We start from the raw sequence: 25,415 nt of genomic DNA on the forward strand, positions 1-25,415 counted from the left end.
GTGTTTCTGTTATCGATAACGGTAACGATAACGATACGTCAAGTCAAGGCAGTTCCGCCGCGCGGCTGACCGGGGCATCTTGCCGCAACCCGGCGCAATTGCAAGCGCCCGAGGCATTGCCACACCAGATGCGGCAAGCGCGCGCCGGGACCAGAGCACATGTCGCCGACAACTCAATCCAATACGGCGACGGAGGACAAATCACCGGCAATACGGATAAGATCCGCCGCATCACCAATCCGCAGCCGCCCCACCCCGGTCAGGCCGACGACCCCCGCAGGCACGCTGGTGGCTGCCGCCAATGCCTGCTCAAGCGGCACATCCGCCTTGCCGGTCAGCACCCGCAGTGCCGTGGTCAGATCCAGATCCGCCCCCGCCAGGGTGCCGTCCGCGAGCGTCAGCCGCCCATCCCGGCGCGAGATCATGCGCCCGGTCAGCTCGAACTCTGTCTGATCCGTACCCGCGGGCGACATCGAGTCGCTGACCAGGAAAATACGCCCCGGCCCGCGTTTGGCAGCCCAGGCGGCGCGGATCACCTGCGGGTGCACGTGAATGCCGTCGGCAATCAGCCCCGCATTCAACCCCGGCGCCGCCAGCGCCGCGCCGACAAGGCCCGGCTCGCGGTTGCCCAGCTGGCTCATGGCGTTGAACAGATGGGTGACGCAGCTGGCACCGGCCTCGGCGTAGGTCATGCAGGTGTCAAAATCCGCGTCCGTGTGCCCAAGCGAGACCACCACCCCCGCCGCCGTCAACTCGCGCACCTGCGCAGTCGTCACGCTTTCCGGCGCAAGGGTCATCTTCAGTGCGGGCAAATCCTGCGCGGCCGCGACCAGAAGGGCGATACCCGTCGCCTCCATCGGCCGCACCAGTGCCGCCTCATGCGCGCCCTTGCGAGCCACCGACAGATGCGGACCTTCCAGGTGCAGCCCGGCAATGCCCGGCACCCCGGCCGCAATCGCCGCCTTCGTTGCGGCAATCGCCGCGCGTGTCTTGTCCGGCGTATCGGTAATCAGCGTCGGCAGGATCGAGGTCGCCCCCAGCGAGCGGTGCGCTGCCGCCATGCAGGCGAGCCCATCGACCGTCGGCTCGGCGTTGAACAGGACCCCGCCGCCGCCGTTGACCTGCAGGTCGACATAGCCCGGCGACAGGATATCGCCGTTCAGATCGACGATATCGCCGCCCCGCTCTTCGGCCTCCGGCCCCAGGGCGGTGACCCGGCCCGCCTCGGTGCGCAGCGCTGCGCCCTCGTGGAGGCGGACACCGTCAAAGATCCGCCCGCCACGATAGAGGGTTGCCCGCGCGCTCATACCGTTTCCGTCACTTTCTTGAGGTGACGCGGCGCATCCGGGTTGATGCCCCGCTGCGCGGCCACCTGCTCGACCATGGCATAGAAGGAGACGATCGCCGCGATCGGATCCGCCAGCCAGTGGCCGGTACGTACATGCGGCAGGATCTGCGCCTGTTTGACCTGATCGGTGACGGCAAAGACCTGAGCGCCCTTGGCCGCCAGCGCATCCGCAACCTCGGCCAGCAGCGGTTCTGCCGCATCGGCAGCGGCAAAGGCGATGACGGGAAAGCCGCTGTCGACGATCGAGACCGGCCCGTGCAGAACCTCGGCCGAGGAATAGCTCTCGGCGTGGATCTGGCAGGTTTCCTTGAACTTCAGAGCCGCCTCGTTGGAGATCGCAAGGCTTGGGCCGCGCCCCAGGGTGAACAGGGAGCTGCCGGTGATCGCCGCCGCGGCCGCGCCCCAGTCGCAGCGGGTGGCGGCCTCCAGATGCTCCGGCAGTTTGTGCAGCGCCGCCAGCAGATCCTTGTCGCCCTTCAGCTCGGCAATCAGCCACAAACCGGCAATCAGCGAGGTCACGAAGGTCTTGGTTGCCGCCACGCTGCGCTCCGGCCCGGCGTGGAGCTGCAGCGTCGCCTCGGCCACGCCAGCCAGCCGCGACCTGGGATCATTGGTGATCGCCACGGTGCTGGCGCCGGAGGCGCGCGCGCTTTCGGTCATCCGCACGATGTCCGGGCTTTGCCCGGACTGAGAGATCGCTAGGCACAGCGCCCCGGCGGCCTGCAGCTCCGCGCCGTACACCGAGGCCACCGAAGGGCCGACCGACGCCATCGGCAGGCCCAGTGTAAGCTCGCTGGCGTATTTCAGATAGGTGCAAGCATGATCGGAGGAGCCGCGCGCCACCGACATCATGAACCGCATCCCGCCCGCACGGGCCATCGCGGCAGCGGCGGCAACCGCCTCGCCCCCGCCGGTCAGCAAGCGCTCCGCGGCAACCGGGATCTCTTCGATTTCCTGACGCATCAGGGTGTTGGTGGACGTCATCTTGGCAGCCCTCTCAAGTCGGGTTTCGGGGTCACGGGGTCAAGCGCAGCTCGGCCACGAAGTCATAGGCGTCGCCGCGGTAAAGCGAGCGGGTGAATTCGGCCACACGGCCGCTGTCGAGATACGAAATCCGCTGGATGCGCAGCCCGGCGTCGCCCTCGGCCACGCCCAGCAGTTCGGCATCTGCCGGGCCAAGGTTGACGGCCGAGATTTTCTGGGTCGCGCGAACCGGCCGCAGCCCGTCCTTCTCCAGCAGTTCGTAAAGCGAATCGCGAACCGCCAAGGGGTTCGGAAGGATATCCAGCGGCAGCGCCGCGCGCTCCACCGCCATCGGACGCCCGCCCGCTTCGCACAGACGGCAGATCCGCGCCACCTGGGCATCACTCGCCAGCCCGAGCGTCGCCACCTCTTCCGGCGAGGGCAGGAACACGCCCCGCTCGAGCCATTTGGAGCTGACCTCCATACCGCGCTGGCGCATGTCCTCGCTGAAGGACGTGAGATGCGACAGGGATTGCTCGACCCGCGGCGCGGCATCGCGCACAAAAGATCCTGAGCCTTGCCGTTGCACGATGCTGCCACGCCTGACCAGCTCCTGAATCGCCTTGCGCACGGTGACCCGTGACAGGCCGGTGATCTCGGCCATTTCCCGTTCCGGCGGCAGCGAGGAATTGGGCGGCAGAACCCCGGATTCGATCCCCTCCTCCAGCCGCTGACGCAGCCGGACGTAACGCGGGCCATCGGCCTCATTCAACCAGTCGTCGGGTGCCAGAAAAGCTGCCGCGTTCATGACTGCACCTCCGCTGCAAAAGACTGCGCAAGGGTGATGGCGCCCTCCAGCGGCGCCCCCTGCGGCGCGACCAGAGCCGCGCGCGCAACCTCCGGCAGATAGGGTTCATACTGCGGCCCGATACCCCCCGTGAGGCAGAGCGGCAGCTCCGGCGTCCATCCCATGCGTTCCAGCACCTGCAACAACTGCATCGCCGCCTCCCGCATCAGCGCAACACCGACCGCATCCCCCACTTCCGCCGCCGCCGTGACCTTGCGCGCGACCTGGCCGACCTCGTAAGGGCGCGCCTGACCGGCGAAGGCCACGATACCGGCCGGACCATCAAACTCGCGCAGCAGCGCCTCGGTCAGATCCGTCGAATCGGTCAAGCCATCCACGACATCCAGCGCCGCGGACAACGCCTTGCGGCCCACCCATTGCGCCGAGGCTTCATCCCCCAGCACCGCGCCCCAGCCGCCGGCAAAGCGCTGTGCGCCCTGCCGCTGCAGCGCCAGAAAGGAGCCGGTACCACAATGGGCGATGGCACCATCCCCACCGGCGTGGGCGCCGACCAACGCGGAACGCCGATCATCCTCGACCCGCAGCAACTCAAGCGGCAGCGCCTCCGCGACCCGCTCCGCCATCTGGGGACCGGTCACACCGGCCAACCCCAGGTAGGCAGGCTGGCGGCACAGCGTCCGAAGCGGTTGCTGCAGCTGGCCAGCCAGCTGCTCCAGCCCGGCGACGATTCGCGCCACCGCACCCTCGAAATCACTGGCGACATTGGCGGGCCCAACCCCGACCACATGCCGCTGGCCGCCCGCGCAACAGACGATCCGACAGTTGGTGCCGCCGCCATCCACGGCCAAAATGGGAGTGTTCATACCAGTCATCATGAAAATACCTATATGATACCTCTTGCAAAAAAGAAAGGCGAAAACAGACCAATCTCGGCACCACACCGATCAATCCGCTGAAATATCGGCAGAATTGGCCTTTCAAAAATTAACCATGGACAAGTGGTATTGTATAGGTATGCTATCAGCCAACAAGGAGGACCCCCGTGCTGCCACGTACCACCGAACAGCTGCATCCGCAGGCAGAAGGGCTGGACACCCAGCCGCTCACCACCATTGCCCGGGCGCTCGCAGACAGCCAGCGGCAGGCGGCCGACAGCCCGCTTGCCGCCCTGACCGAAATCAGCAACGGCGCTCGCGCCATGGCCCGCAGCCTGGGCGGCACCGGCAATCTGTACTATGTGGCAGCGGGGTCCTCCGGACTGATGGCGGCGGCGGATGCGATGGAGCTCGGCGGCACCTTTGGCATCGACGAGGCGCGCATTCACATCCTGATGGCGGGCGGCCTGCCGCAGAGCGCGCGCATGCCCTGCGCCACTGAAGACGACACCGAAAGCCTGACCGAAGGCCTGGCCCTGCTGACCCCCGATGACACGGTGATCGTGGTCTCGGCCAGCGGCACCACTCCCTTCACCCTCGAGGCGGCGCGCATCGCACGCAAGGCCGGTGCCGCGGTGGTGGGCATCGCCAACAACCCCGGCTGCCCGCTGCTGGAGCTGAGCGACCACCCCATCCTGCTGGAAACCGCGCCGGAGCTGGTCTCCGGCTCGACCCGGATGGGAGCTGGCACGGCGCAGAAGATCGCGCTGAACATGCTGTCCACCCTGATGGCCGTCGAGCTGGGCCATGTGCACGACGGCATGATGGTCAATTTTCGCGCCGAGAACGCCAAGCTGCGCACCCGCGCCGAGGCGGTGACGATGCGCATCACCGGCGCAACACAGGCGCAGGCCCGCACCGCGCTGGAGATGTCGCGAGGGGCTGTCAAACCCGCCATCCTGCTGTGTGCAGGCGCAACCGATATGACACAGGCCACCGAAATGTTGTCGGCAAGCAGCGACAGACTGCGCCCGGCACTTGAGCAGCTGAAGAAACCAACTGCCTGAACTCAAGAAGAAAAACTGGGAGAAAATACATGAACCGCAAGATCCTGATCGCCATGCTAGCCACCACCGCGCTAAGCGCCCCGGCCGCCTTTGCCGAAGATGCGACGCTGACCATCGAGAGCTGGCGCAACGACGACCTGACCCTGTGGCAGGACAAGATCATCCCCGCTTTTGAAGCCAAGCACCCCGGCATCAAGATCAAGTTCACGCCCTCGGCTCCGGCGGAGTACAATGCCGTGCTGAACTCCAAGCTGGACGCAGGGTCGGCCGGCGATCTGATCACCTGCCGCCCCTTCGACGCCTCGCTGGCGCTGTATGAAGCCGGTCACCTGACCGACCTCAGCGACATGGAGGCGATGGGCAACTTCCCGGATGTCGCCAAATCCGCTTGGCAGACCGATGATGGCTCGGCCACATTCTGCATGCCGATGGCCAGCGTGATCCACGGCTTCATCTACAACAAGGAGATCTTCGACGAGCTGGGCATCGAAGAGCCCAAAACCGAAGCGGAGTTCTTTGCCGCGCTCGACAAGATCAAGGAAGACGGCAGCTATATCCCCCTGGCGATGGGCACCAACGACCAGTGGGAAGCCGCCACCATGGGGTACAACAACATCGGTCCGAACTACTGGAAGGGCGAAGAAGGCCGGCTCGCGCTTATCGCGGGCGAGCAGAAGCTGACCGACGAGCAGTGGACCGCCCCCTTTGCAACGCTGGCAAAATGGGCCGACTACCTGGGTGACGGTTACGAGGCACAGACCTATCCCGACAGCCAGAACCTGTTCACGCTGGGCCGCGCCGCGATCTACCCGGCAGGCAGCTGGGAAATCTCCGGCTTCAACGCGCAGGCGGATTTCGAAATGGGCGTGTTCAACCCGCCGGTGCAGAACGCGGGCGACACCTGCTATATCTCGGATCACACCGACATCGGCATCGGCATGAATGCCGCCACCGACAACCCGGAGGCCGCCAAGACCTTCCTGACCTGGGTCGCCAGCCCCGAGTTCGCCGAGATCTTTGCCAATGCCCTGCCCGGCTTCTTCCCGCTGTCCAGCGCCCCGGTCGAGCTGGAGGATCCGCTGGCGCAGGAGTTCCTGAGCTGGCGCGACGAATGCGAGAGCACCATCCGCTCCACCTACCAGATCCTGTCGCGCGGCACGCCGAACCTGGAAAACGAGACCTGGGGCGCATCGGTCGCTGCCATCAAGGGCACCGAAACACCCGAGGCTCTGGGCCAGAAGCTGCAGGACGGGCTGGCCAGCTGGTACGAGCCGCAGCAGAACTAAGCTGACCGCGGGGCGCAGCCTGCGTTGCGCCCCGCACCCCCGATCGTCCAGATCAGTTGTCCGCGCGCCCCGCCGGACCGACCTGCCGACCGCCCCGTCGGCGCACCCCTGACACATGGAGGAATTGCCCATGTCCCGCCCCTCGCAAAGCGGCACCCCGCAGACCGTGGCACAAGCCGGCACAATGGCCGCCGCGGTGCCACAGGCCGCCGCCGCCGCCGCTCCTGCCACGAAGAAGCGCCGCCGCCCGCGCCTGCACGTCATCGTGTTCCTGGCGCCCGCAGTGCTGATCTATACCGCGGTGATGATCTTTCCGCTGTTCAACACGCTGCGGCTGGCGCTTTATACGCGCATCGATCAGGAGCGGGTCTGGGCCGGGCTGGCCAATTTCCAGACGCTGTTCTTTGACCCGATCTGGTCAGAGCAGTTCTGGAACGCGCTCGGCAACAATTTCTGGTTCTTCCTCGTCCATATGCTGGTGCAGAACCCCATCGGCATCGCTCTGGCCGCACTGCTGAGCCACCCGCGGCTGCGCTTTGCCGCGCTCTACCGCTCGGCCATCTTCATCCCGACCATCCTCAGCTTCGTGATCGTCGGCTTTGCCTGGAAACGGATCCTGTCGCCGATCTGGGGCATCGCACCGTCGATGCTGGATGCGGTCGGGCTGAAATCGCTGTTCGCGCCCTGGCTCGGCAAAGAAGAATACGCGCTGACCACGCTGGCGCTGATTTCCGTGTGGCAGTTCGTCGGCATCCCGATGATGCTGATCTACGCCGCACTTCTGTCGATCCCCGAGGAAGTCCTGGAAGCGGGTGAAATCGACGGCATCACCGGCTTTGCTGCCTTCTGGAAGATCAAGCTGCCGCTGATCCTGCCCTCGATCGGGATCATCTCGATCCTGACATTTGTCGGCAACTTCAATGCCTTCGACCTGATCTACGCGTCGCAGGGCGCGCTGGCGGGGCCGGATTTCTCGACCGATATCCTGGGCACCTTCATGTATCGCACCTTCTTTGGCTTCCAGCTGCAGCTCGGCGATCCGCACATGGGTTCCGCCATTGCCAGCGCCATGTTCGCGATCATCCTGGTGGGTGTCTGCATCTACCTCTTCGGCATCCAGACCCGGATGCGCCGGTACCAGCTGTAAGGAGCAGATGACATGAACAAGGCTCGCTCCAACCCGCTCAACACCTTCGCCATGCACGGCGCGCTGATCCTCTACACGCTGATTGCGCTGTTCCCGGTGTTCGTGATCCTGATCAACAGCTTCAAGACCCGAAAAGCGATCTTTCGCGAACCTCTGGCCCTGCCGGACGCGGACAGCTTCAGCCTGATCGGCTATCAGACAGTGATGAAACAGGGGGATTTCTTCCTCTACTTCCAGAACTCGATGATCGTCACCGTGGCCTCGCTGACGCTGGTGCTGCTGTTCGGCGCCATGGCCGCCTATGCGCTGAGTGAATACAAGTTCCGCGGCAGCACCTTGCTGGGGCTGTATCTGGCGCTGGGGATCATGATCCCGATCCGCATCGGCACCGTGGCCATTCTGGAAATGATGGTGGCCTCCGGCCTCGTGAACACCCTCTGGGCACTGATCTTGGTCTACACGGCGCAAGGGCTGCCGCTGGCGGTGTTCATCCTCAGCGAGTTCATGAAACAGGTGAGTGATGACCTGAAGAACGCAGGCCGCATTGATGGGCTCAGCGAATACACCATCTTCTTCCGGCTGGTGCTGCCGCTGGTGCGCCCGGCGATGGCGACGGTGGCGGTGTTCAACATGATCCCGATCTGGAACGACCTGTGGTTCCCGCTGATCCTGGCCCCTGCCGAGGAGACCAAGACCCTGACCCTCGGCAGCCAGGTGTTCATCGGCCAGTTCGTCACCAACTGGAACGCGGTGCTGTCGGCGCTGAGCCTGGCGATCCTGCCGGTGCTGGTGCTCTACGTGATCTTCTCACGCCAGCTGATCCGCGGCATTACCTCGGGGGCGGTCAAATGATCCGGGTACTGATAGCAGGCCTGGGCAACATGGGGCTGCCCCATGCGCTGGCCCACCACACCCACCCAGAGGCTGAGATCGTCGGGTTGGTGAACCGCTCCGGCGAGGTGAGCCAGGCAGATCTGCAAGGCTACCCTGTGTTCACCGACTTCCATCAGGCGCTGGCCGAGGTGAAGCCGGATCTGGTGGTGATCGCCACCTATTCCGACAGCCACGCCGACTATGCCTGTGCGGCGATGCAAGCCGGGGCGCATGTATTTGTGGAAAAGCCGCTGGCGACCAACGTGGCGGATGCCCGCCGCGTGGTTGCCACCGCGCAAAAGACCAACCGCAAGCTGATGGTCGGCTATATCCTGCGCCACCACCCCAGCTGGCAGCGCCTGATCGCCGAGGCCCGTGATCTGGGCGGGCCTTATGTGTTCCGCATGAACCTGAACCAGCAATCGAGCGGGCCTGAGTGGGAGACCCACAAGGCGCTGATGCAGACCACCAGCCCGATTGTTGATTGCGGTGTGCACTACGTTGATGTGATGTGCCAGATCACCGATGCCCAACCCGTGCGCGTGCATGGCATGGGACTGCGCCTGTCGGATGAGATCGCCGAGGACATGTACAACTACGGCCAGTTCCAGGTGATCTTTGCCGATGGCTCCACCGGTTGGTACGAGGCCGGCTGGGGGCCGATGATGTCGGAAACCGCGTTTTTCGTGAAGGACATCATCACGCCGAACGGCTCGGTTTCCATCACCGAGACCGACAAGGCCGGATCGTCTGACGTGGACGGCCACACCCGTGTCGGCAGCATCCTGCTGCACCGCGCCGAGGGCGACCGCTACATCGACCTGCCAGATGAGCCCGGCCACCAGGCGCTGTGCGACGCAGAGCAGCACGCCATGTTGCGTGCCATCACCGAAGACCACGACCTGACCCGGCACATGAATGACGCCGTCCAGTCCCTTGCCATTTGCCTGGCTGCGGATCACAGCATCCGCACCGGCCAGCCTGTTACACTTGAGGAGGCCGCCCAATGACCGCCCTGTCCCTGAAAAACGTCAACAAGTCCTTTGGCCCGGTGCATGTTCTGAAGGACATCAACCTTGAGGTCGAGGACGGCGAATTCGTGGTCTTCGTCGGCCCCTCGGGCTGCGGCAAGTCCACCCTGTTGCGGGTAATCGCGGGGCTGGAGGATGCGACCTCGGGCGAGATCCATATCGCTGGCGAGCAGGTCAACCTGACGCCGCCCTCCAAGCGTGGCATCGCCATGGTATTCCAGAGCTACGCGCTCTACCCGCATCTGAACGTGCGCGGCAACATGACCCTCGCGCTGAAACAGGAACGCCAGCCCAAGGCGGTGATCGAGGAGCGCGTTGCCGAGGCCAGCCGGATGCTGGGGCTGGAACCCTATCTGGACCGCTACCCGTCCGAGCTGTCTGGTGGTCAGCGCCAGCGGGTTGCCATCGGCCGCGCCATCGTTCGCCAGCCCAAGCTGTTCCTGTTCGACGAGCCGCTGTCGAACCTGGACGCCGCGCTGCGGATGAACACGCGGATCGAGATCGCCAACCTGCACCGCCAGCTGTCGGCCTCGATGATCTATGTGACCCACGACCAGACCGAGGCGATGACGCTGGCCGACAAGATCGTGGTGCTGCGCGACGGCCGGGTCGAGCAGATCGGCAGCCCGATGGAGTTGTATAACGACCCGGCAAACCGCTTTGTCGCGGGTTTCCTCGGCGCGCCGTCGATGAACTTCCTGCCTGCCGAGGCGCTGAATCCCGGCGATCCACGCGAAATGGGCATCCGCCCCGAGGACATCCGGCTGGAAGGCGGCGGCCCGATTGCAGGCCGAGTGTCGCACGTGGAACAGCTGGGAGGCGACACCAACGTGATCCTCGAGACCCCCAGCGCACCGCTGACCATCCGCCTGTTCGGCCAGCACGACATCCGCGCAGGCCAAGATGCCCGCTTCGGCTTTGACCCCAGCCGCGCCTATTACTTCGACGAAGGCGGCCAGCGCCTGCGCTGACCCACAGCGCAACGCCCATCAGTCATCACAGAACAATGAGCGGCGGCGGATCCCCCATCCGCCGCCGCAATCATCGCGCAGGCATCTCTGGCCCGGCCGTCCGGTCAGCCCAGTACCGCCTTGACCGCCCGCAGGGTGCCATCGACCACCTGGTCGGCCTCGGCCCGCGTCAGGCAGAACGGCGGCGCAAAGCCCAGGATGTCGCCCTGCGGCATCGCCCGCGCGATGATCTTGTCCTGCTCCAACAGCTTGGCCGCGATCTGCGGGCCGATCTTGTCCGCCGCGTCGAAGAAGGTGCGGCTGTCGCGATCCTTCACGAACTCCACTGCGCAGAGCATCCCCTCGCCGCGGATATCGCCCACGTGCGGGTGGCTGCCCAGCGCCTCGGCCATGGTGGCGTTGAGATAGGCACCAGTCTCGCCCGCGTTGGTGATCAGGTTCAGCTCATCCAGCAGCTTGAGGTTCGCAACCCCCGCCGCGGCCCCGATGGGATGCGCCGAATAGGTCCAGCCGTGGCCGATGGGGCCGTTTTCATCGGTGCCCTGCTCCAGCACCTTCCAAACCTTGTCGCTGACGATCGAGCCGGACAGCGGCGCATAGGCCGATGTCAGCCCCTTGGCGATGGTGATGATGTCAGCCTCGATCCCGTAGTGGTCCGAGCCGAACATCGATCCAAGCCGCCCGAAGCCGGTCACCACCTCATCCGCCACCAGCAGGATGTCGTGTTTCTTCAGAACCGCCTGGATGGCCGCCCAGTAGCCCGCGGGCGGCGGCACGATGCCGCCGGTGCCCAGCACCGGCTCGCCGATGAAGGCCGCGATGGTGTCCGCGCCTTCGCGTTCGATCAGCGCCTCCAGCTCAGCCGCGCAATGGGCCACGAACTGCTCCTCGGTCTGGTTCAGATCGGCGCGGCGGTAGTAATAGGGCGCCTCGGTGTGGATCACCTGCTCCACCGGCAGGTCGAACTTCTTGTGGAACAGCTCCAGCCCCGTCAGCGAGCCAGTGACCAGCCCCGAGCCATGATAGCCGCGCCAGCGCGAGATGATCTTCTTTTTCTGCGGGCGACCCAGGATGTTGTTGTAATACCAGATCAGCTTGACGTTGGTTTCATTGGCGTCCGAGCCGCCGAGGCCGAAATAGACCTTCGACATGTTCGAGGGCGCGCGGTCGAGGATCATCTTGGCCAGGGTGATCGACGCCTCGGTGCCGTGCCCGACGTAGGAATGGTAATAGGCCAGCTCCCGCGCCTGCGCGGCGATGGCTTCGGCGATTTCCTGGCGGCCATAGCCCACGTTGACGCAATAGAGCCCGGCAAAGGCGTCCAGCAGCCGGTTGCCGTCGCGGTCCTCGATATGGGCGCCTTGCGCGGTCTGGATCACGCGGGCCGGACTTTCACCGCGGGCGTGCTGCGCCAGATGCGTCGAAGGGTGGAAAAAGTTGTCGCGGTCCCATTGGTCCAGCTGGTCATTCTTCAGCATGTCTTGTCCTTCCTGTAATTCCCGTCCCGCCCGTCCGGCGGATCATTCTGCGTGGTGCGCGCCTTACGCCCAGTCGCGGCAGACGTATTTGACCTCGGTGAATGCCTCCATGCCCAGCCGCGCGCCCTCGCGGCCCAGACCGGACTGCTTGGTGCCGCCAAAGGGGATCGGCGCGCCGGTCACCTTGGTGCGGTTCACCGCAACCATGCCGTATTGCAGCGCCCGGCTCAGCCGGTAGATGCGGCGCGGATCATGGCTGTGGACATAGGCCACCAGCCCGTATTCGCTGTCGTTCGCCCGCGCCACCACCTCTTCTTCGGTGTCGAATGGCAGGATCGGCGCGACGGGGCCAAAGGTCTCCTGGTGCAGGATATCCGCATCCGACGGCACATCCGTGAGCACCGTGGGGCGGTAGAACAGCGGCCCCAGCGGATGGCGTTCTCCGCCGCTTGCCAGTTTTGCCCCCTTGGCCAGCGCATCGGCCACATGGGCCTCCTGCTTGGCCACCGCCTGTTCGTTCATCAGCGGACCGATGTCGGGATCCTCCATGCCGGTGCCCACGGTCAGCGCCCGTGCGGCGGCGGTGAAGCGGGTGCAGAACTCGTCATAGATCGCCCGCTCGACATAGATCCGGTTGGCGCCCAGACAATCCTGGCCCGAGGTGGCGAATTTCGCCTTGATCGTTTCCGCCACCGCATTGTCCAGATCCGCGCCCTTGAACACCAGCACCGGCGCGTGGCCGCCCAGCTCCATCACCAGCCGCTTCACCGTGCCGGCGCATTGGCGGTACAACAGCTTGCCCACCTCGGTCGAGCCGGTGAAGGACAAGGCGCGCACCCGCGCATCTGCGGTCCAGGGCTCCACCACCGTGGGCGCATTGCCGGTCACCACGTTGAACACGCCGGGGGGAAAGCCCGCGCGCTCGGCCAGCTCGGCCAGCGCGAGGGCGCTGAACGGGGTCTCGGCCGAAGGATGCGCCACCACGGTGCAGCCTGCCGCCAGCGCCGCCGCCGCCTTGCGCGTCAGCATCGCCGAGGGGAAGTTCCACGGCGTGATCAGCGCCGCCACGCCCACCGGCTCGCGCCACAGCTCCATCTCGGCATCGGGCAGATGGCTGGTGACCCCCTCGATATTGGGGCGTTTGGCTTCCTCGGCGTAGTATTCAACGAAGTCGGCGCCATATTCGATCTCGCCGCGCGCCTCTGAAATCGGCTTGCCCTGCTCCAGCACCATGATGCGGGCCAGGTCCTCCTTGTGGGCCAGCTGCAGATCATGCCAGCGGCGCAGCACCGCGGCGCGTTCCTGCGGCAGGCGGGTGGACCAGTCGGCAAACGCCGCCTGCGCCGCATCCACCGCGGCAGAGGATTCCTCTGCGCTGAGGGCGGCGACATCGCCCAGAAAGGCACCGCTGGCCGGGTCGCTCACCGGGAAGGTCTCGCCGGACTGCGCCACGCACCATTTGCCGTTCACATAGGAAAACGAGCGCACCAGCGCCTTGTCCTGGATGTCCGCACGCGCGGATAGGGCTGTATCAGACATGCTTTGCCTCCTGTTGTCACAGAAGACTCTGACAGCTTGCGGCGGAGGTTCCGGCCAAAGATCGCCCCTGAAGCAGAGGATTCACCTGCCGGAGAGCAGGATTTCCAGCGGAGGCATCGCCGCGCCCTTCACCGGCTTGGTGACGATATAGGTAAAATAGCGCGACAGACCGATACGGGCATCGAGCATCTCGTCGATCAGCCGCTGATAGGCGTCGATGTCACGGGTGACGATCTGCAGGATATAGTCAAACCCGCCGCCCAGCGCCCAGCAGGCGACCACCTCGTCATAGCGCTGCATCGCGCTTTCAAAGGCGCGAAAGCTGGCGGCGGTGTGGTCGGCGATCTCTGCCGCGACAAAGACGGTGACATGCGGCGCCAGCTTCTTGAGATTGATGCGCGCGCCGTAGCCTTCGATGAAACCGGCCTTTTCCAGCCGGTTCAGCCGCTCCCAGCAGGGCGTGGGCGACAGGCCGATCCGCTCGGCCAGGGCCGCTTTGGTGATCCGCCCGTCCTGCGACAGCACCGACAAGATCCGTATGTCCCGTTCATCCAATTGCATGGGCGCAGACTTCCCCCGATTGGCGCCGCCGTCAACCACCCGCGGCGCACTGCCTGCCGTGCAGGCAGACGCGCATCGCCGCGCCCACATTTCAGGCTAGTTGTATACAAGACATTCGCATGACGGAACGATCGCCTGCAAAATACGACCCAAACGGGTCGCAAACTGACGATACGGTCGCTCCGGCGCGACTATCCTCCATGTGACACATCCCGCGACTCGCGCCTGTGCACAACCACCCTTCACTTGCGAGGTCCCAATGCCCATTGAACACGCGCCCTTCAGCCAGGAAGAGTACAACCGCCGCCTGTCCATCACCCGTGCTGCCATGGTGACGGCGGGCATTGACGTGCTGTTTGTCACCGACCCGTCGAACCAGGCCTGGCTGACCGGCTATGACGGCTGGTCGTTCTACGTGCATCAGGGCGTGCTGCTGGGGCTGGAGGGCGATCCCATCTGGTGGGGGCGCGAGATGGACGCCAACGGCGCGCGCCGCACCGTCTGGATGGAGGACGAGCAGGTGCTGGGCTACGACGACAGCTACGTGCAGTCCACCAGCCGTCACCCGATGCAGGATCTGGCGCAGCGGCTGTGCGAGATGGGCCACGGCAAGGCGCGCATCGGCGTCGAGATGGAGAACTACTACTACTCCGCCAAGGCCCACGCGGTGCTGACCGCCACCCTGCCGAACGCCTCCTTTGCCGATGCCACCGCGCTGGTGAACTGGCAGCGCGGCGTCAAATCGGCCGAGGAGATGGAGTTCATCCGCAAGGCCGCGCGCATCTCGGAAAAGATCGTGCGGCTGGCCCTGGAGCGCGCCGAGCCCGGCCTGCGCAAGAATGAGCTGGTGGCGGAGATTTCCCGCGCCGCCCTGATGGGCGTGGGCGACGACTGGGGCGACTACCCGGCGATCGTGCCGCTGGCCCCCTCCGGGCTGGACGCGACCGCGCCGCATCTCACCTGGAACGGCGACCGGATGAAACAGGGAGAGATCACCTTTTTCGAACTCTCCGGCTGCTACCGGCGCTATCACGCGCCGCTGTGCCGCTCGGTGTTTCTGGGCAAGCCGCCGCAATACATGCTCGACGCCTCCAAGGCGCTGACCGCCGGGCTGGAGGCGGGGCTGGAAGCCGCCCGCCCCGGCAACCGCGCCAGCGACATCGCCAAGGCGCTGAACCGCGAATTGTTCAAGGCCGGGATCGATCGCGACGGCCGCTGCGGCTACCCCGTCGGCCTCAGCTACCCGCCGGACTGGGGCGAGCGCACGGTGTCGCTGCGCTCCACCGATGACACGGTATTGCAGCCGGGGATGACCTTCCACTTCATGCCGGGGCTGTGGCTGGACAACTGGGGGCTGGAGACCACCGAAACCATCGTGATCAGCCCCGACGGCCCCGCCGAGGCGCTGTGCAACGTCGAGCGCCAGCTGTTTGTGAAGGACTGATCCCGATGAGCGTACTGGACGACACGCGACAGCTGCTGCGCGATCTGATCAGCTATCCCACGGTATCGGCTGACAGCAACCTTGGCCTGATCAAATACCTGGCCGACCATCTGCACGGCTGCGGCGCGCGGGTCGATATCTGGCATGATGAAACCGGCACCAAGGCAAACCTGTTCGCCACCCTCGGGCCGGAGCGCGATGGCGGCATCGTGCTGTCCGGTCACTCGGACGTGGTGCCGGTCACCGACCAGGACTGGTCAAGCGACCCCTTCACCATGACCGAACGGGACGGCAAATGGTACGGCCGCGGCGCCTGCGACATGAAAGGCTTCATCGCTGCGGCCGCCGCCATGGCGCCGCGCTATGCCCGCATGGAGCTGCAGCGCCCGGTGCATTTCGCCTTTACCTATGACGAGGAAATCGGCTGCTTCGGCGCCCGCGCACTGGCCGCAGCGCTGCAGAAGCGCGACCTGCGCCCGGCGGTGGCGATCATCGGCGAGCCGACGATGGTGCAGATCATCGAAGGCCACAAGGGCTGCCACGAGTACACCACCCGCTTTACCGGGCTGGAGGGTCACGGCAGCCGCCCCGACCTTGGCGTGAACGCGGTGGAATACGCGGTGCGCTATGTCGCCAAGCTGCTGGAACTGAAGGCAGAACTACAGGCCCGCGCCCCGGCAGACAGCCGCTTTACCCCGCCCTGGACCACCATCAACACCGGTGCGCTGGTGGGCGGCGTTGCCCATAACGTGATCCCCGGCAAGGCCCGCGTGGACTGGGAGATGCGCCCGGTGCAGCCCCGCGACGCGGATTACGTCAGCACCGTTCTGCACCAGCTATGCCAGGACGAGCTGATCCCGCAGATGCGCCGGACCCACCCGGAGGCGGACATCCACACCGAGGTGATCGGCGAGATCGACGGGTTGCAGCCGATGGACGACAACGAGGCCCGCGACATCGTGATGGAGCTGACCGGCTGCCGCCACGCCGATGTGGTCTCCTTCGGGACCGAGGCGGGGATCTTCCAGACCCTCGGCATGAGCGTGGTGGTCTGCGGTCCCGGCGCCATCGAGCAGGCGCACAAGCCGGATGAATTCGTCAGCATCGACCAGATGTCACAGTGCCTCGGCATGCTGGAGCGGCTGTCGGCGAAACTGGTATGACAGCCGGAAGCCAAGATTTTGCACTTTGGACGGCGCGGGGATACCCTGCGCCTTTCACCAAAAGGCCCTGACCCGTGACCACCCCGATACCAGACATGTCCGACGCCTCCGCCCGTGACCGTTTCGAGCGGCTTCACCACGAAATCCGCAACCGGATCTGCCTGCTGGACTATGCCCCGGGCAGCCGGCTGTCGGAAACGGCGCTGGCCGAGGAGTTCGGCGTCTCGCGCACACCGTTGCGACGGGTATTGGTGCGCTTGGAATGCGAGGGGCTGCTACGCTCCGTTCAAGGGGTCGGCACGATCGTAACGGACGCCGACATCAACGAGCTGGAACAGACCTATCGGCTGCGCATGGAACTGGCGGGGCTGGCCGGACGGCTGTCCCCCACCCGCCCAAGCGCCGAGCTGGTGGCGGAATTTCGCGATTTGGCCGAGCGCGCCCGATCCCTGACCGACGCGCCGGAACCACGCAGTTTTGCCGAGCTGAACATGGCGTTCTTCCAGGCGCTTTTGAAGATCACTGACAACCTCGCCCTGCGCGAGGTCAGCGAGCGGCTGTATTTCCAGACCACGCGTATCTGGCTGCAATCCGTCTTTGCGTCGATCATCGATCTGAACGAGGAAATCCGCATCTTCGGCGGCGAGGTAGAGGAAATCCTGGCCGCGGTCGAACTTGGGGACATGGAGGCCGTGGCCCTGATCCAACGCGCCCACATCTCGATGAGCTTTACCCGGATGCGAAGCGCCGCACGGGCGCTCGGCGTTCACGAAAGCCGCGCGGGCTGACAGCCGCCGCAGGCAAAGCCGTGATTACAGCCCCTGTTCGACACACGCCTCACGCAGCAGGCGGCAGAACCGCTGCGCCGCTGCCGAAAGTTGATGCTCGCTGCGGCTGCACAGCCCCACCGGCCCGAGAGTGCTGCCGGTGTCCAGCGGCAGCGCAACCATGTTGCCCGCCGCCAGGTCAGGCCGCACCACGCCGTGGCTGATGACCCAAATCGCCCGATGCGCCAGCACAAACCGCCGCCCAAAGGTCGATGACACCGTTTCAATCGGAAACCGCGGCATCGGCTGGCCCAACTCCAGGAACAATCGCTCCACGAACGGGCGAATGATGGACCCCTCCGAGGGCAGCAGCACCGGATAATCCTCCATCGCGGAGGCGGGCAATTGCTCCAGCCCCGCCAACGGGTGATCCTGCGCCACAACCACCGCCACCCGCTCGCGGTACAGCGGGTCGAAGGTGACACCGGCCATGTGCCGCGGCGCGGGCATCCGCCCCACCACAACGTCCAGCTCTCCCTTGCGCAGCAGGTCGATCAGATACTGATTGTCGCCCGATGTCACCTGAAAGCGCCCCGGCGCGCCCTCTTGGCGCAGCCGCGCCAAGGTATCGGGCACCAGGTCCGCCGCCACCGTCGGCAAGGCGCCGATGGCGACGCGCGGCCCATCTGTCTCCCCCATGCCGCGCAGCAGCGCGACCCCGTCCCGCGCCAAAGCCAGGCTGCGCGCAGCATGATCGCAGAACAGCTCGCCATAGCCGCTCAGCCGGATACCCCGGCCGTGCTTTTCCACCAGCGGTTTTTCGCAGACCTCCTCGAGCTCTCGCAGGATGCGGGTCACCGCAGGCTGGCTCATGCCCAGGGCCTGCGCCGCCTGTGTCACGCTCATCTTGCGGGCCACTTCGACAAAAACCTCAAGGTGGCGGAGCTTCAGTGCAGAAGGTATTCTCATAATAAATTCGATATCAATTAAAGGATCACTCAGCATTATACAGAACGCGTTCGTTATGCAATATTTCTCCCAAGCAAGGAGACCACCATGACGCAAGATCGTTATAGCCGGGGCATGCAGGTCCGCCGCGAGGTCCTGGGCCACACACACGTGGACGCGGCCACCGCTGCTGCCACGCCGCTCGACCGCCCCTTTCAGGAGATGATCACCGAGACGGCCTGGGGCACGGTCTGGGCCTCCGACCGCATTTCCCGGCGCGAGCGCTCGATGCTGACACTGGCGCTGCTGGCGGCCACCGGCAACTTCGAGGAGATTCCGATGCACATCCGCGCCACCGCCCGCACCGGCGCCAGCCAGGACGATGTCATCGAAGCCTTCCAGCACGTCGCGATCTATGCTGGGGTACCGCGGGCCAATCACGCGTTGAAACTGGCCAAGCAGACCTATGCCGAAATGGCCGCCGAAGCCGAGCAATGAGGAAGCCACAGATGTCCGATCAGGGAGAGTTCTACCAGCGCGACAGGGACTGGCATCCGCCCGCCCTCGCCCCCGCCTACAAGACCTCGGTCACGCGGTCGCCACGGCTGCCGTTGATCAGTCTCGAAAACACCGCAAGCGAGATCACCGGCCCGACCTTTGGCCACGGGGACATCGACGCAGGCGACAACGACCTTTTGACCAACTTCGCCAAGCCCGGCGAAAGCCCGATCGGCGAGCGCATCATCCTGCATGGCCGGGTGCTGGACGAGAACGCCCGCCCCGTGCCGGGCACGCTGGTAGAGATCTGGCAGGCGAATGCCTCTGGCCGCTACCGCCACAAGAAGGACGGCTACCTCGGCGCGCTGGACCCAAACTTCGGCGGCTGCGGCCGGGTACTGACCGACGACGAAGGGCGCTACAGCTTCCGCACCGTGAAACCCGGCGCATACCCCTGGCGCAACCGGGTGAACGACTGGCGGCCCGCACATATCCATGTCTCGGTCTTTGGCACGGCCTTTGCCCAGCGGCTGATCACCCAGCTCTATTTCGAGGGCGACCCGCTGATCCCGCGCTGCCCGATTGTCCAGTCGATTGCCGACCCGCAGGCGGTGGAGATGCTGATTGCGAGGCTCGACATGAACGCCACCATCCCGCTGGACACCATCGCCTACCGCTTCGACATCGTGCTGCGCGGGCGGCGCTCGACCATGTTCGAAAACCGGCCGGAGGGAAACTGATGATGCGCCCGTTTGAGTGCCTGAAGGAAACCCCGTCGCAGACCGCCGGGCCGTATGTCCACATCGGCCTCGCGCCGGGGGCGGCCGGGTTTGACATCTATGAGCGGGAACTGGGCTGGGACATCGCAGGCCCCAACGCCGGCGGCGAACGCATCCACGTCGAAGGCGTGGTCACCGACGGCACCGGCGCGCCGGTAAAGGACGTGCTGCTGGAAGCCTGGCAGGCCAATGCAAACGGCATCTATGCCCATCCCGAACATCCCGGCGAGGTCGAGGACGGCTTTCGGGGCTGGGGCCGTGTCATCACCGATTTCGAGACCGGCACATGGGGGTTTGACACCGTGAAGCCCGGCCCGGTTCCGGGGCGCAACGGCCGCCTGATGGCACCGCATATCAACCTGTGGATCGTTGCCCGCGGCATCAACGTCGGCCTAAACACGCGGCTCTACTTCGAGGACGAGGCCGAGGCCAATGCCGCCGACCCGGTGCTGAACCTGATCGAATGGGAACACCGTCGCCAGACCCTGATCGCCCGCCGCAGCGAGCGCGGCGGCGCCGTGACCTACCGTTTCGACATCTGCCTGCAGGGCGATGGCGAAACGGTATTCTTTGACATCTAGACAAGAGGATAGACCGATGGGAAAGCCTTGCATCATCTGCGTGGCCATCACCGGATCAGTTCCGACCAAGGCCAACAACCCGGCGGTGCCGGTCACCATCGCGGAGCAGATCGAAAGCACCCATGAGGCGTTTGAAGCCGGTGCCACGATTGCGCACTGCCACGTGCGCAACGACGATCAGACGCCCAGCTCGGACCCCGAGAAATTCGCGCGGCTGATGGAAGGCCTGCACAAGCACTGCCCCGGCATGATCGTGCAGCTGTCCACCGGCGGCCGCTCCGGCGCCGGGCGCGAGCGCGGCGGCATGCTGAGCCTGCGCCCCGACATGGCCTCGCTGTCGGTGGGGTCAAACAACTTCCCGACGCGGGTCTATGAGAACTCACCCGATCTGGTCGACTGGCTGGCGGGTGAGATGCGCACCTACGAGGTGAAGCCCGAGATCGAGGCCTTCGATCTGTCGCATATCCACCAGGCGGTGAAGTTGAACCGCGATGGGCGCATTCCCGGCGCCCTCTACGTGCAGTTCGTGATGGGCGTGAAGAACGCCATGCCGGTGGACCGCGACGTGTTCGACTACTACGTGAAAACCATGCAGCGGCTGGCCCCCGAGGCCGAATGGTGCGGTGCCGGTGTAGGGGCCGGACAGATCCAGGTCAATGAGTGGTCCATCGCCGCAGGCGGCCACACCCGCACCGGGCTGGAGGACAACATGCGGCTGGACCGTGACACGCTGGCGCCGTCCAATGCAGCGCTGGTGAAACGCGCGGTGGATCTTTGCGAGAAATACGAGCGCCCCGTGGCGACCTGGCAGCAGGCGCGTGAGATCCTGGGCCTGCGCATGCCCTGATCCCTGCCCCGGCCCACCGAAGGGCCGGGGGAATTGTTTCACGCGGAACCTACTCGGCGCCGGACAGATCCTTGAGGATCGGACAGTCCGGCCGATTGTCTCCGGCACAGCTGGTGACCAGTTCTCGCAGGGTGTCGCGCATCGCCTGCAAATCCGCGATCTTGGCCTCGATCTTGGACAGATGCTCCAGCGCCAGCTGCTTCACATCGGCGCTGGCGCGGCTGTCGTCCTCATAGAGGGCCAGCAGCGTGCGGCAGTCCTCGATGGTAAAGCCCAGCGCCCGCGCCCGCCCCAGAAAGGCCAGCTTGTGCAGGTCCTTCTCCTCGAAACAGCGGTAGCCGTTGGCGCTGCGGTGCGGCCGGATCAGCCCGATATCCTCGTAATAGCGGATCGTCTTGGCCGGCAGGCCAGAGCGGCTGGATACGTCCCCGATGTTCATGCACGCGCCTCCTGCTGTGTCTCGCGGCCGGCGGATCCGCCGACCTCCTCCACATCTATAGCAGGTTTCAGGCGGCGCAAGCGCAAGGCGTTCGACAGTACGAAAACGCTGGACAGCGCCATCGCGCCCGCCGCCAGCGCAGGCGACAGCATCACCCCGCCGAACGGGTACAGCACGCCTGCCGCCACCGGCACCAGCAGCACGTTGTAGCCAAAGGCCCAGCCGAGGTTCTGGCGGATGTTGCGCATGGTGGCTCGGCTGACCGTCAGCGCGTTCACCACGCCGCGCAGATCGCCCGAGACCAGCACCACATCCGCAGCCTCGATCGCGACATCGGTACCGGTGCCGATGGCGATGCCCGCATCCGCCGCCGCCAGCGCCGGCGCATCGTTGATGCCGTCGCCGGTGAAGGCCAGCGCGCCATGGTCACGGCGCAAAGCCTCGATGGTCGCGACCTTGTCCGCAGGCAGACATTCGGCCCGCACGATGTCGATGCCCAGCCGAGCCGCGATCGCACGCGCCGTGGGTTCGGCGTCGCCGGTGATCATCGCCACTTTCAGCCCCTGCGCATGCAGCGCCCCGATCGCCGCGGGCGTGCCCGCCTTGATCGGGTCGGAGACCGCGATCACCGCCGCCGCGCGACCGTCGATGGCCGCGAACAACGGTGTCTCGCCGCGTTCTGCCAGCCGCTGCCCCTCTGCCGCCAGCGGGCCCAGCTCGATGCCTTCGCGCGACATCAGCCGGGCAGCGCCGACCAGAACATCGCGGCCCTCGACACGCGCCTGCAGGCCATAGCCCGGGATCGCCTCAAAGGCATCTACCGTCGGCAGATCGCTGCCTGCCTCGGCCACGATGGCCTGGGCGATGGGGTGTTCGGAACCGGTCTCTGCCGCGCCCGCCAGCCGCAGCACCTGCGCCCGATCAAAGCCTTCGGCGCAGATCAGCTCGGTCAGCGCCGGGCGGCCTTCGGTCAGGGTGCCGGTCTTGTCCAGCGCCACCACCTTGACCTCCTGCAGCCGCTGCAGCGCGTCGCCTTTGCGGAACAGCACCCCCATCTGCGCGGCCCGGCCGATGCCCACCATGATCGAGGTCGGCGTCGCCAGCCCCATCGCACAGGGACAGGCGATGATCAGCACCGAGACCCCAGCCACCAGCGCCAGCGGCAGGGAGGGGGCCGGGCCGAACAACGCCCAGGCCAACACCGTGACCGCTGCCACCGCAATCACCGCCGGCACGAACCACAAGGTGATCCGGTCGACCAGCGCCTGCACCGGCAGCTTGGCGCCCTGCGCCTGCTCCACCATGCGGATGATCTGCGCCAGCACGGTGTCCTGGCCGACGCGGGTCGCGCGGTACTCCAGCAGGCTGTTGCCGTTGACCGTGCCCGCCGTCACCTCGTCGCCCGCGCCCTTGGCTACCGGCACCGGCTCACCCGAGATCATGCTCTCATCCACGTAGGAGCTGCCGGAGACGACTTCACCGTCCACCGCGATGCGCTCCCCCGGACGGGTGCGGATCACGTCGCCGGTGGTGATTTCCGCAACCGGGACATCCACCGCCCCGCCGTCGCGCAGCACCAGCGCCGTCTTCGGCTGCAGCCCCGCCAGCTTGCGGATCGCCGCCCCGGTGCGGCCCTTGGCGCGGGCCTCCAGGTAACGGCCGGTCAGGATCAGCACCACGATCACCGCCGCGGCCTCGAAGTAGACGTTGGCCGTGCCTTCGGGCAGCAGACCCGGTGCGAAGGTGGAGACCACCGAGAACCCATAGGCCGCCGCCGCGCCCAGCGCCACAAGGGCGTTCATGTCAGGTGCGCCGCGCAACAGTGCAGGCACGCCCTTGGCGTAGAACTGCCGCCCCGGGCCCGCCAGCACGATGGACGTGAGAACAAACTGCATCAGGTAGCTGTTCTGCATGCCGATGTTGGCGGCGACCCAATGGTGCAGCGCGGGCACCATGTGGCCGCCCATTTCCACCAGAAAGACCGGCAGCGTCAGCAGGCCCGCAAGCAGAACCTGCCGCGACAGCCGCGCGGTTTCCTCGCGGCGGCGCTGGTCCGCCTGCGCGGCCTCATCCGCCGCTTCCTCGGCCAGGCGCGCGGGATAGCCGACCCCGTCGGCGGCGCGCATCAGCTCGGCCATCTGCGTCACGCCGGACAGGTACGTCACCTGCGCGCTTTCCGTCGCCAGGTTGACGCTGGCCGAAACCACCCCCGGCACCGCCTGCAGCGCGCGTTCGACCCGCCCCACGCAGGACGCGCAGGTCATGCCCTCGATCCGCAGCGTGACCTCGCTCTGCGCTGCCGGATAACCGGCCGTGGCCAGCGCATCGGTCAGCGCCGCCAGCGGCACATCCGGCGCCGCCTCGACGTGCGCGGATGCATTGGCCAGGTTCACCGAAGCGGCGCTGACACCCTCCACCCCGGCCAGGGCGCGTTCCGCCCGGCCGACGCAGCCCGCACAGCTGAGCCCGGTAACCTGAAGTGAATATGTGCTGAGTTCTGTCATGGCAAACCTGCTGGTCTAGATGCTGTGACAGGAGATATGAGGCTTCCAGTGAGAGGAAGGTCAAGAGCCCTGCTGCAGATTCCTTCCCAAAACTGGAAACTTTCTTCTAACCGCTTGCAAACCAAGGCGATTGGCCAGTCGGCGCCGCGAAATGGCGCGGACGAAGGGCCAGCCGTCGCATTCGGCGCAAAGCGCAGGCCTGCTGCGCTGCTAGAGTGCCGGGGAATGCTTGCGCGGGGTCGGCCGCAAATGTAACGCTGGGTCATCCGGCCGCTGTGTCCCCGCCGCTGGCAAAATTCCCGGCCCGCCCCGCGGGCGGTCGGCCCACCGTATGACAGACGAAGGATAGCCATCATGATCCGCACCCGTGCCGCCGTTGCGGTTGCCCCCGGCAAACCGCTTGAAATCATGGACGTGAACCTCGAAGGCCCGAAGGCGGGCGAGGTTCTGGTCGAGATCAAGGCCACCGGCCTGTGCCACACCGATGAATTCACCCGCTCCGGCGACGACCCCGAGGGGATCTTCCCGGCGATCCTGGGCCACGAGGGCGCGGGCGTGGTGGTCGAGGTCGGCGAAGGCGTTACCTCGCTGAAGCCCGGTGACCACGTGATCCCGCTTTACACGCCCGAGTGCCGCGAGTGCGAATACTGCCTCAACCCCAAGACCAACCTCTGCCAGGCGATCCGCTCGACGCAAGGCCAGGGCCTGCTGCCGGACGGCACCACCCGCTTCTCGATGCTCGACGGCACCCCGATCCACCACTACATGGGCTGCTCGACCTTCGCCAACCACACCGTGGTGCCGGAGATCGCGCTGGCGAAGATCCGCGAAGACGCGCCGTTCGACAAGGTCTGCTACATCGGCTGCGGCGTCACCACCGGCATTGGTGCTGTGATCAACACCGCCAAGGTGGAAATCGGCAGCCGCGCCATCGTCTTTGGCCTTGGCGGCATCGGCCTCAACGTGATTCAGGGCCTGCGGCTGGCGGGCGCCGACCAGATCGTCGGTGTCGACCTGAACCCGGGCAAGGTGGAAATGGCCGAGAAATTCGGCATGACCGATTTCGTCAACCCGGCCGAGGTCGAGGGCGATCTGGTGGCGCATCTGGTCGAGCTGACCAAGGGCGGCGCCGATTACACCTTTGACGCCACCGGCAACGTGAACGTGATGCGCACCGCGCTGGAATCCGCGCACAAGGGCTGGGGCGAGAGCATCATCATCGGCGTGGCACCTGCCGGAGCCGAGATTTCGACCCGCCCCTTCCAGCTGGTCACCGGCCGGGTCTGGAAAGGCACCGCCTTCGGCGGCGCATCGGGCCGCACCGACGTGCCCAAGATCGTCGACTGGTACATGGACGGCAAGATCGAGATCGACCCGATGATCACCCACAAGCTGACGCTGGACCAGATCAACGAGGGCTTCGAGCTGATGCACGAAGGCAAATCGATCCGCGCGGTCGTGGAATTCTGAACCGCGCCAGAAAATTGAAACGGGAAAA

24 protein-coding genes are annotated in these 25,415 nt (G+C 65.8%); 14 read left to right on the top strand and 10 right to left on the bottom strand.

Features of this window, described 5'->3' with window-relative positions; all coding sequences use genetic code 11:
- Positions 1-173: 173 nt before the first annotated feature.
- Genes nagA through AB9K35_RS09300 form a run of 4 tightly spaced genes read right to left on the bottom strand, consistent with a single transcriptional unit; the run spans position 174 to position 3,982 of the window.
- Entirely contained in the window at positions 174-1,307 is a 1,134-nt protein-coding gene (gene nagA, locus AB9K35_RS09285; RefSeq protein WP_369925522.1) for an N-acetylglucosamine-6-phosphate deacetylase, read from the bottom strand.
- Entirely contained in the window at positions 1,304-2,332 is a 1,029-nt protein-coding gene (locus tag AB9K35_RS09290) for an SIS domain-containing protein (RefSeq protein ID WP_369925524.1), read from the bottom strand. The genes nagA and AB9K35_RS09290 overlap by 4 nt, the downstream gene beginning before the upstream one ends.
- Before the next feature lie 31 nt (positions 2,333-2,363).
- Positions 2,364-3,119, bottom strand: a complete 756-nt coding sequence (locus AB9K35_RS09295; RefSeq protein WP_369925525.1) for a GntR family transcriptional regulator — start codon at positions 3,117-3,119, stop codon at positions 2,364-2,366.
- Positions 3,116-3,982 carry a BadF/BadG/BcrA/BcrD ATPase family protein gene (locus AB9K35_RS09300; protein ID WP_369925526.1) on the bottom strand — a complete coding sequence of 289 codons (867 nt, stop codon included), beginning with the start codon at positions 3,980-3,982 and terminating at the stop codon, positions 3,116-3,118. The genes AB9K35_RS09295 and AB9K35_RS09300 overlap by 4 nt, the downstream gene beginning before the upstream one ends.
- A 179-nt stretch (positions 3,983-4,161) precedes the next feature.
- On the opposite strand from AB9K35_RS09300, the gene AB9K35_RS09305 reads away from it, so the two are divergent.
- The 6 genes from AB9K35_RS09305 to AB9K35_RS09330 all read left to right on the top strand — a co-directional run bounded on the left by AB9K35_RS09305 (position 4,162) and on the right by AB9K35_RS09330 (position 10,369).
- Complete coding sequence (locus AB9K35_RS09305; protein WP_369925528.1) at positions 4,162-5,061, top strand: N-acetylmuramic acid 6-phosphate etherase; 900 nt, start codon at positions 4,162-4,164, stop codon at positions 5,059-5,061.
- Between the two features lie 29 nt (positions 5,062-5,090).
- Positions 5,091-6,347 (top strand): ABC transporter substrate-binding protein, encoded by a 1,257-nt coding sequence (locus AB9K35_RS09310; protein WP_369925530.1) that lies wholly within the window; start codon positions 5,091-5,093, stop codon positions 6,345-6,347.
- Between the two features lie 184 nt (positions 6,348-6,531).
- Positions 6,532-7,494, top strand: coding sequence for a carbohydrate ABC transporter permease (locus AB9K35_RS09315; RefSeq protein ID WP_369925570.1), 963 nt, complete (start codon positions 6,532-6,534; stop codon positions 7,492-7,494).
- Between the two features lie 12 nt (positions 7,495-7,506).
- A complete protein-coding gene (locus tag AB9K35_RS09320) occupies positions 7,507-8,346 on the top strand; it encodes a carbohydrate ABC transporter permease (RefSeq protein ID WP_369925531.1) in 840 nt (279 codons plus the stop codon).
- The gene (locus AB9K35_RS09325) at positions 8,343-9,377 is read left to right on the top strand and encodes a Gfo/Idh/MocA family protein (protein ID WP_369925532.1); all 1,035 of its coding nucleotides are present in this window, start codon (positions 8,343-8,345) and stop codon (positions 9,375-9,377) included. Before AB9K35_RS09320 ends, AB9K35_RS09325 begins: the two co-directional genes overlap by 4 nt.
- Positions 9,374-10,369: an ABC transporter ATP-binding protein gene (locus AB9K35_RS09330; RefSeq protein WP_222455033.1), complete on the top strand. Its 996-nt coding sequence runs from the start codon at positions 9,374-9,376 to the stop codon at positions 10,367-10,369. The genes AB9K35_RS09325 and AB9K35_RS09330 overlap by 4 nt, the downstream gene beginning before the upstream one ends.
- Before the next feature lie 104 nt (positions 10,370-10,473).
- Here the strand turns inward: AB9K35_RS09330 and AB9K35_RS09335 are convergent, their stop codons facing one another.
- From AB9K35_RS09335 to AB9K35_RS09345, 3 genes are all read right to left on the bottom strand, one after another.
- Positions 10,474-11,847 (bottom strand): aspartate aminotransferase family protein, encoded by a 1,374-nt coding sequence (locus tag AB9K35_RS09335; protein WP_369925533.1) that lies wholly within the window; start codon positions 11,845-11,847, stop codon positions 10,474-10,476.
- A 63-nt stretch (positions 11,848-11,910) separates the two neighbouring features.
- The gene (locus AB9K35_RS09340) at positions 11,911-13,386 is read right to left on the bottom strand and encodes an NAD-dependent succinate-semialdehyde dehydrogenase (RefSeq protein ID WP_369925534.1); all 1,476 of its coding nucleotides are present in this window, start codon (positions 13,384-13,386) and stop codon (positions 11,911-11,913) included.
- 81 nt (positions 13,387-13,467) lie between these two features.
- Complete coding sequence (locus AB9K35_RS09345; protein WP_369925536.1) at positions 13,468-13,947, bottom strand: Lrp/AsnC family transcriptional regulator; 480 nt, start codon at positions 13,945-13,947, stop codon at positions 13,468-13,470.
- 259 nt (positions 13,948-14,206) lie between these two features.
- Here AB9K35_RS09345 and AB9K35_RS09350 point away from each other — a divergent pair, with 259 nt between their 5' ends.
- The 3 genes from AB9K35_RS09350 to AB9K35_RS09360 all read left to right on the top strand — a co-directional run bounded on the left by AB9K35_RS09350 (position 14,207) and on the right by AB9K35_RS09360 (position 17,342).
- Positions 14,207-15,391: a M24 family metallopeptidase gene (locus AB9K35_RS09350; protein WP_369925538.1), complete on the top strand. Its 1,185-nt coding sequence runs from the start codon at positions 14,207-14,209 to the stop codon at positions 15,389-15,391.
- A gap of 5 nt (positions 15,392-15,396) precedes the next feature.
- Positions 15,397-16,554 (top strand): acetylornithine deacetylase, encoded by a 1,158-nt coding sequence (gene argE, locus AB9K35_RS09355; RefSeq protein WP_369925540.1) that lies wholly within the window; start codon positions 15,397-15,399, stop codon positions 16,552-16,554.
- A 74-nt stretch (positions 16,555-16,628) separates the two neighbouring features.
- Positions 16,629-17,342 carry a GntR family transcriptional regulator gene (locus AB9K35_RS09360; RefSeq protein ID WP_369925542.1) on the top strand — a complete coding sequence of 238 codons (714 nt, stop codon included), beginning with the start codon at positions 16,629-16,631 and terminating at the stop codon, positions 17,340-17,342.
- A gap of 24 nt (positions 17,343-17,366) precedes the next feature.
- On the opposite strand, the gene pcaQ is transcribed toward AB9K35_RS09360, so the two are convergent.
- Positions 17,367-18,290, bottom strand: coding sequence for a pca operon transcription factor PcaQ (pcaQ, locus tag AB9K35_RS09365; protein WP_369925544.1), 924 nt, complete (start codon positions 18,288-18,290; stop codon positions 17,367-17,369).
- An 87-nt stretch (positions 18,291-18,377) separates the two neighbouring features.
- On the opposite strand from pcaQ, the gene pcaC reads away from it, so the two are divergent.
- Genes pcaC through AB9K35_RS09385 form a run of 4 tightly spaced genes read left to right on the top strand, consistent with a single transcriptional unit; the run spans position 18,378 to position 20,974 of the window.
- On the top strand, positions 18,378-18,767 hold the full coding sequence (gene pcaC / locus AB9K35_RS09370) for a 4-carboxymuconolactone decarboxylase (RefSeq protein WP_369925546.1): 390 nt from the start codon (positions 18,378-18,380) through the stop codon (positions 18,765-18,767).
- Between the two features lie 11 nt (positions 18,768-18,778).
- A complete protein-coding gene (pcaH, locus tag AB9K35_RS09375) occupies positions 18,779-19,507 on the top strand; it encodes a protocatechuate 3,4-dioxygenase subunit beta (protein ID WP_222455024.1) in 729 nt (242 codons plus the stop codon).
- A complete protein-coding gene (pcaG, locus tag AB9K35_RS09380) occupies positions 19,507-20,127 on the top strand; it encodes a protocatechuate 3,4-dioxygenase subunit alpha (protein WP_369925548.1) in 621 nt (206 codons plus the stop codon). The genes pcaH and pcaG overlap by 1 nt, the downstream gene beginning before the upstream one ends.
- Positions 20,128-20,143: 16 nt before the next feature.
- Positions 20,144-20,974, top strand: a complete 831-nt coding sequence (locus AB9K35_RS09385; protein ID WP_369925550.1) for a 3-keto-5-aminohexanoate cleavage protein — start codon at positions 20,144-20,146, stop codon at positions 20,972-20,974.
- A gap of 49 nt (positions 20,975-21,023) precedes the next feature.
- Here the strand turns inward: AB9K35_RS09385 and cueR are convergent, their stop codons facing one another.
- Together cueR and AB9K35_RS09395 are read right to left on the bottom strand one after the other, a co-directional pair.
- Positions 21,024-21,413, bottom strand: a complete 390-nt coding sequence (gene cueR / locus AB9K35_RS09390) for a Cu(I)-responsive transcriptional regulator (protein WP_222455021.1) — start codon at positions 21,411-21,413, stop codon at positions 21,024-21,026.
- Positions 21,410-23,917 (bottom strand): heavy metal translocating P-type ATPase, encoded by a 2,508-nt coding sequence (locus AB9K35_RS09395; protein ID WP_369925552.1) that lies wholly within the window; start codon positions 23,915-23,917, stop codon positions 21,410-21,412. Before AB9K35_RS09395 ends, cueR begins: the two co-directional genes overlap by 4 nt.
- Positions 23,918-24,274: 357 nt before the next feature.
- On the opposite strand from AB9K35_RS09395, the gene AB9K35_RS09400 reads away from it, so the two are divergent.
- A complete protein-coding gene (locus AB9K35_RS09400) occupies positions 24,275-25,387 on the top strand; it encodes an S-(hydroxymethyl)glutathione dehydrogenase/class III alcohol dehydrogenase (protein ID WP_222455148.1) in 1,113 nt (370 codons plus the stop codon).
- Positions 25,388-25,415 lie beyond the last annotated feature (28 nt).

The organism is Leisingera sp. XS_AS12 (assembly GCF_041224635.1).
Classification (GTDB): Bacteria; Pseudomonadota; Alphaproteobacteria; order Rhodobacterales; family Rhodobacteraceae; genus Leisingera.

Bases quoted from the DNA above. Each gene is read 5' to 3' on its own strand.
- nagA (WP_369925522.1), bottom strand. From the start codon at position 1,307: ATGAGCGCGCGGGCAACCCTCTATCGTGGCGGGCGGATCTTTGACGGT.
- AB9K35_RS09385 (WP_369925550.1), top strand. From the start codon at position 20,144: ATGGGAAAGCCTTGCATCATCTGCGTGGCCATCACCGGATCAGTTCCG.
- pcaC (WP_369925546.1), top strand. From the start codon at position 18,378: ATGACGCAAGATCGTTATAGCCGGGGCATGCAGGTCCGCCGCGAGGTC.
- cueR (WP_222455021.1), bottom strand. From the start codon at position 21,413: ATGAACATCGGGGACGTATCCAGCCGCTCTGGCCTGCCGGCCAAGACG.
- pcaQ (WP_369925544.1), bottom strand. From the start codon at position 18,290: ATGAGAATACCTTCTGCACTGAAGCTCCGCCACCTTGAGGTTTTTGTC.
- AB9K35_RS09300 (WP_369925526.1), bottom strand. From the start codon at position 3,982: ATGAACACTCCCATTTTGGCCGTGGATGGCGGCGGCACCAACTGTCGG.
- AB9K35_RS09320 (WP_369925531.1), top strand. From the start codon at position 7,507: ATGAACAAGGCTCGCTCCAACCCGCTCAACACCTTCGCCATGCACGGC.
- AB9K35_RS09315 (WP_369925570.1), top strand. From the start codon at position 6,532: ATGGCCGCCGCGGTGCCACAGGCCGCCGCCGCCGCCGCTCCTGCCACG.
- AB9K35_RS09295 (WP_369925525.1), bottom strand. From the start codon at position 3,119: ATGAACGCGGCAGCTTTTCTGGCACCCGACGACTGGTTGAATGAGGCC.
- AB9K35_RS09310 (WP_369925530.1), top strand. From the start codon at position 5,091: ATGAACCGCAAGATCCTGATCGCCATGCTAGCCACCACCGCGCTAAGC.
- pcaG (WP_369925548.1), top strand. From the start codon at position 19,507: ATGATGCGCCCGTTTGAGTGCCTGAAGGAAACCCCGTCGCAGACCGCC.
- AB9K35_RS09290 (WP_369925524.1), bottom strand. From the start codon at position 2,332: ATGACGTCCACCAACACCCTGATGCGTCAGGAAATCGAAGAGATCCCG.
- AB9K35_RS09325 (WP_369925532.1), top strand. From the start codon at position 8,343: ATGATCCGGGTACTGATAGCAGGCCTGGGCAACATGGGGCTGCCCCAT.
- pcaH (WP_222455024.1), top strand. From the start codon at position 18,779: ATGTCCGATCAGGGAGAGTTCTACCAGCGCGACAGGGACTGGCATCCG.
- AB9K35_RS09350 (WP_369925538.1), top strand. From the start codon at position 14,207: ATGCCCATTGAACACGCGCCCTTCAGCCAGGAAGAGTACAACCGCCGC.
- AB9K35_RS09340 (WP_369925534.1), bottom strand. From the start codon at position 13,386: ATGTCTGATACAGCCCTATCCGCGCGTGCGGACATCCAGGACAAGGCG.
- AB9K35_RS09345 (WP_369925536.1), bottom strand. From the start codon at position 13,947: ATGCAATTGGATGAACGGGACATACGGATCTTGTCGGTGCTGTCGCAG.
- AB9K35_RS09330 (WP_222455033.1), top strand. From the start codon at position 9,374: ATGACCGCCCTGTCCCTGAAAAACGTCAACAAGTCCTTTGGCCCGGTG.
- AB9K35_RS09335 (WP_369925533.1), bottom strand. From the start codon at position 11,847: ATGCTGAAGAATGACCAGCTGGACCAATGGGACCGCGACAACTTTTTC.
- argE (WP_369925540.1), top strand. From the start codon at position 15,397: ATGAGCGTACTGGACGACACGCGACAGCTGCTGCGCGATCTGATCAGC.
- AB9K35_RS09395 (WP_369925552.1), bottom strand. From the start codon at position 23,917: ATGACAGAACTCAGCACATATTCACTTCAGGTTACCGGGCTCAGCTGT.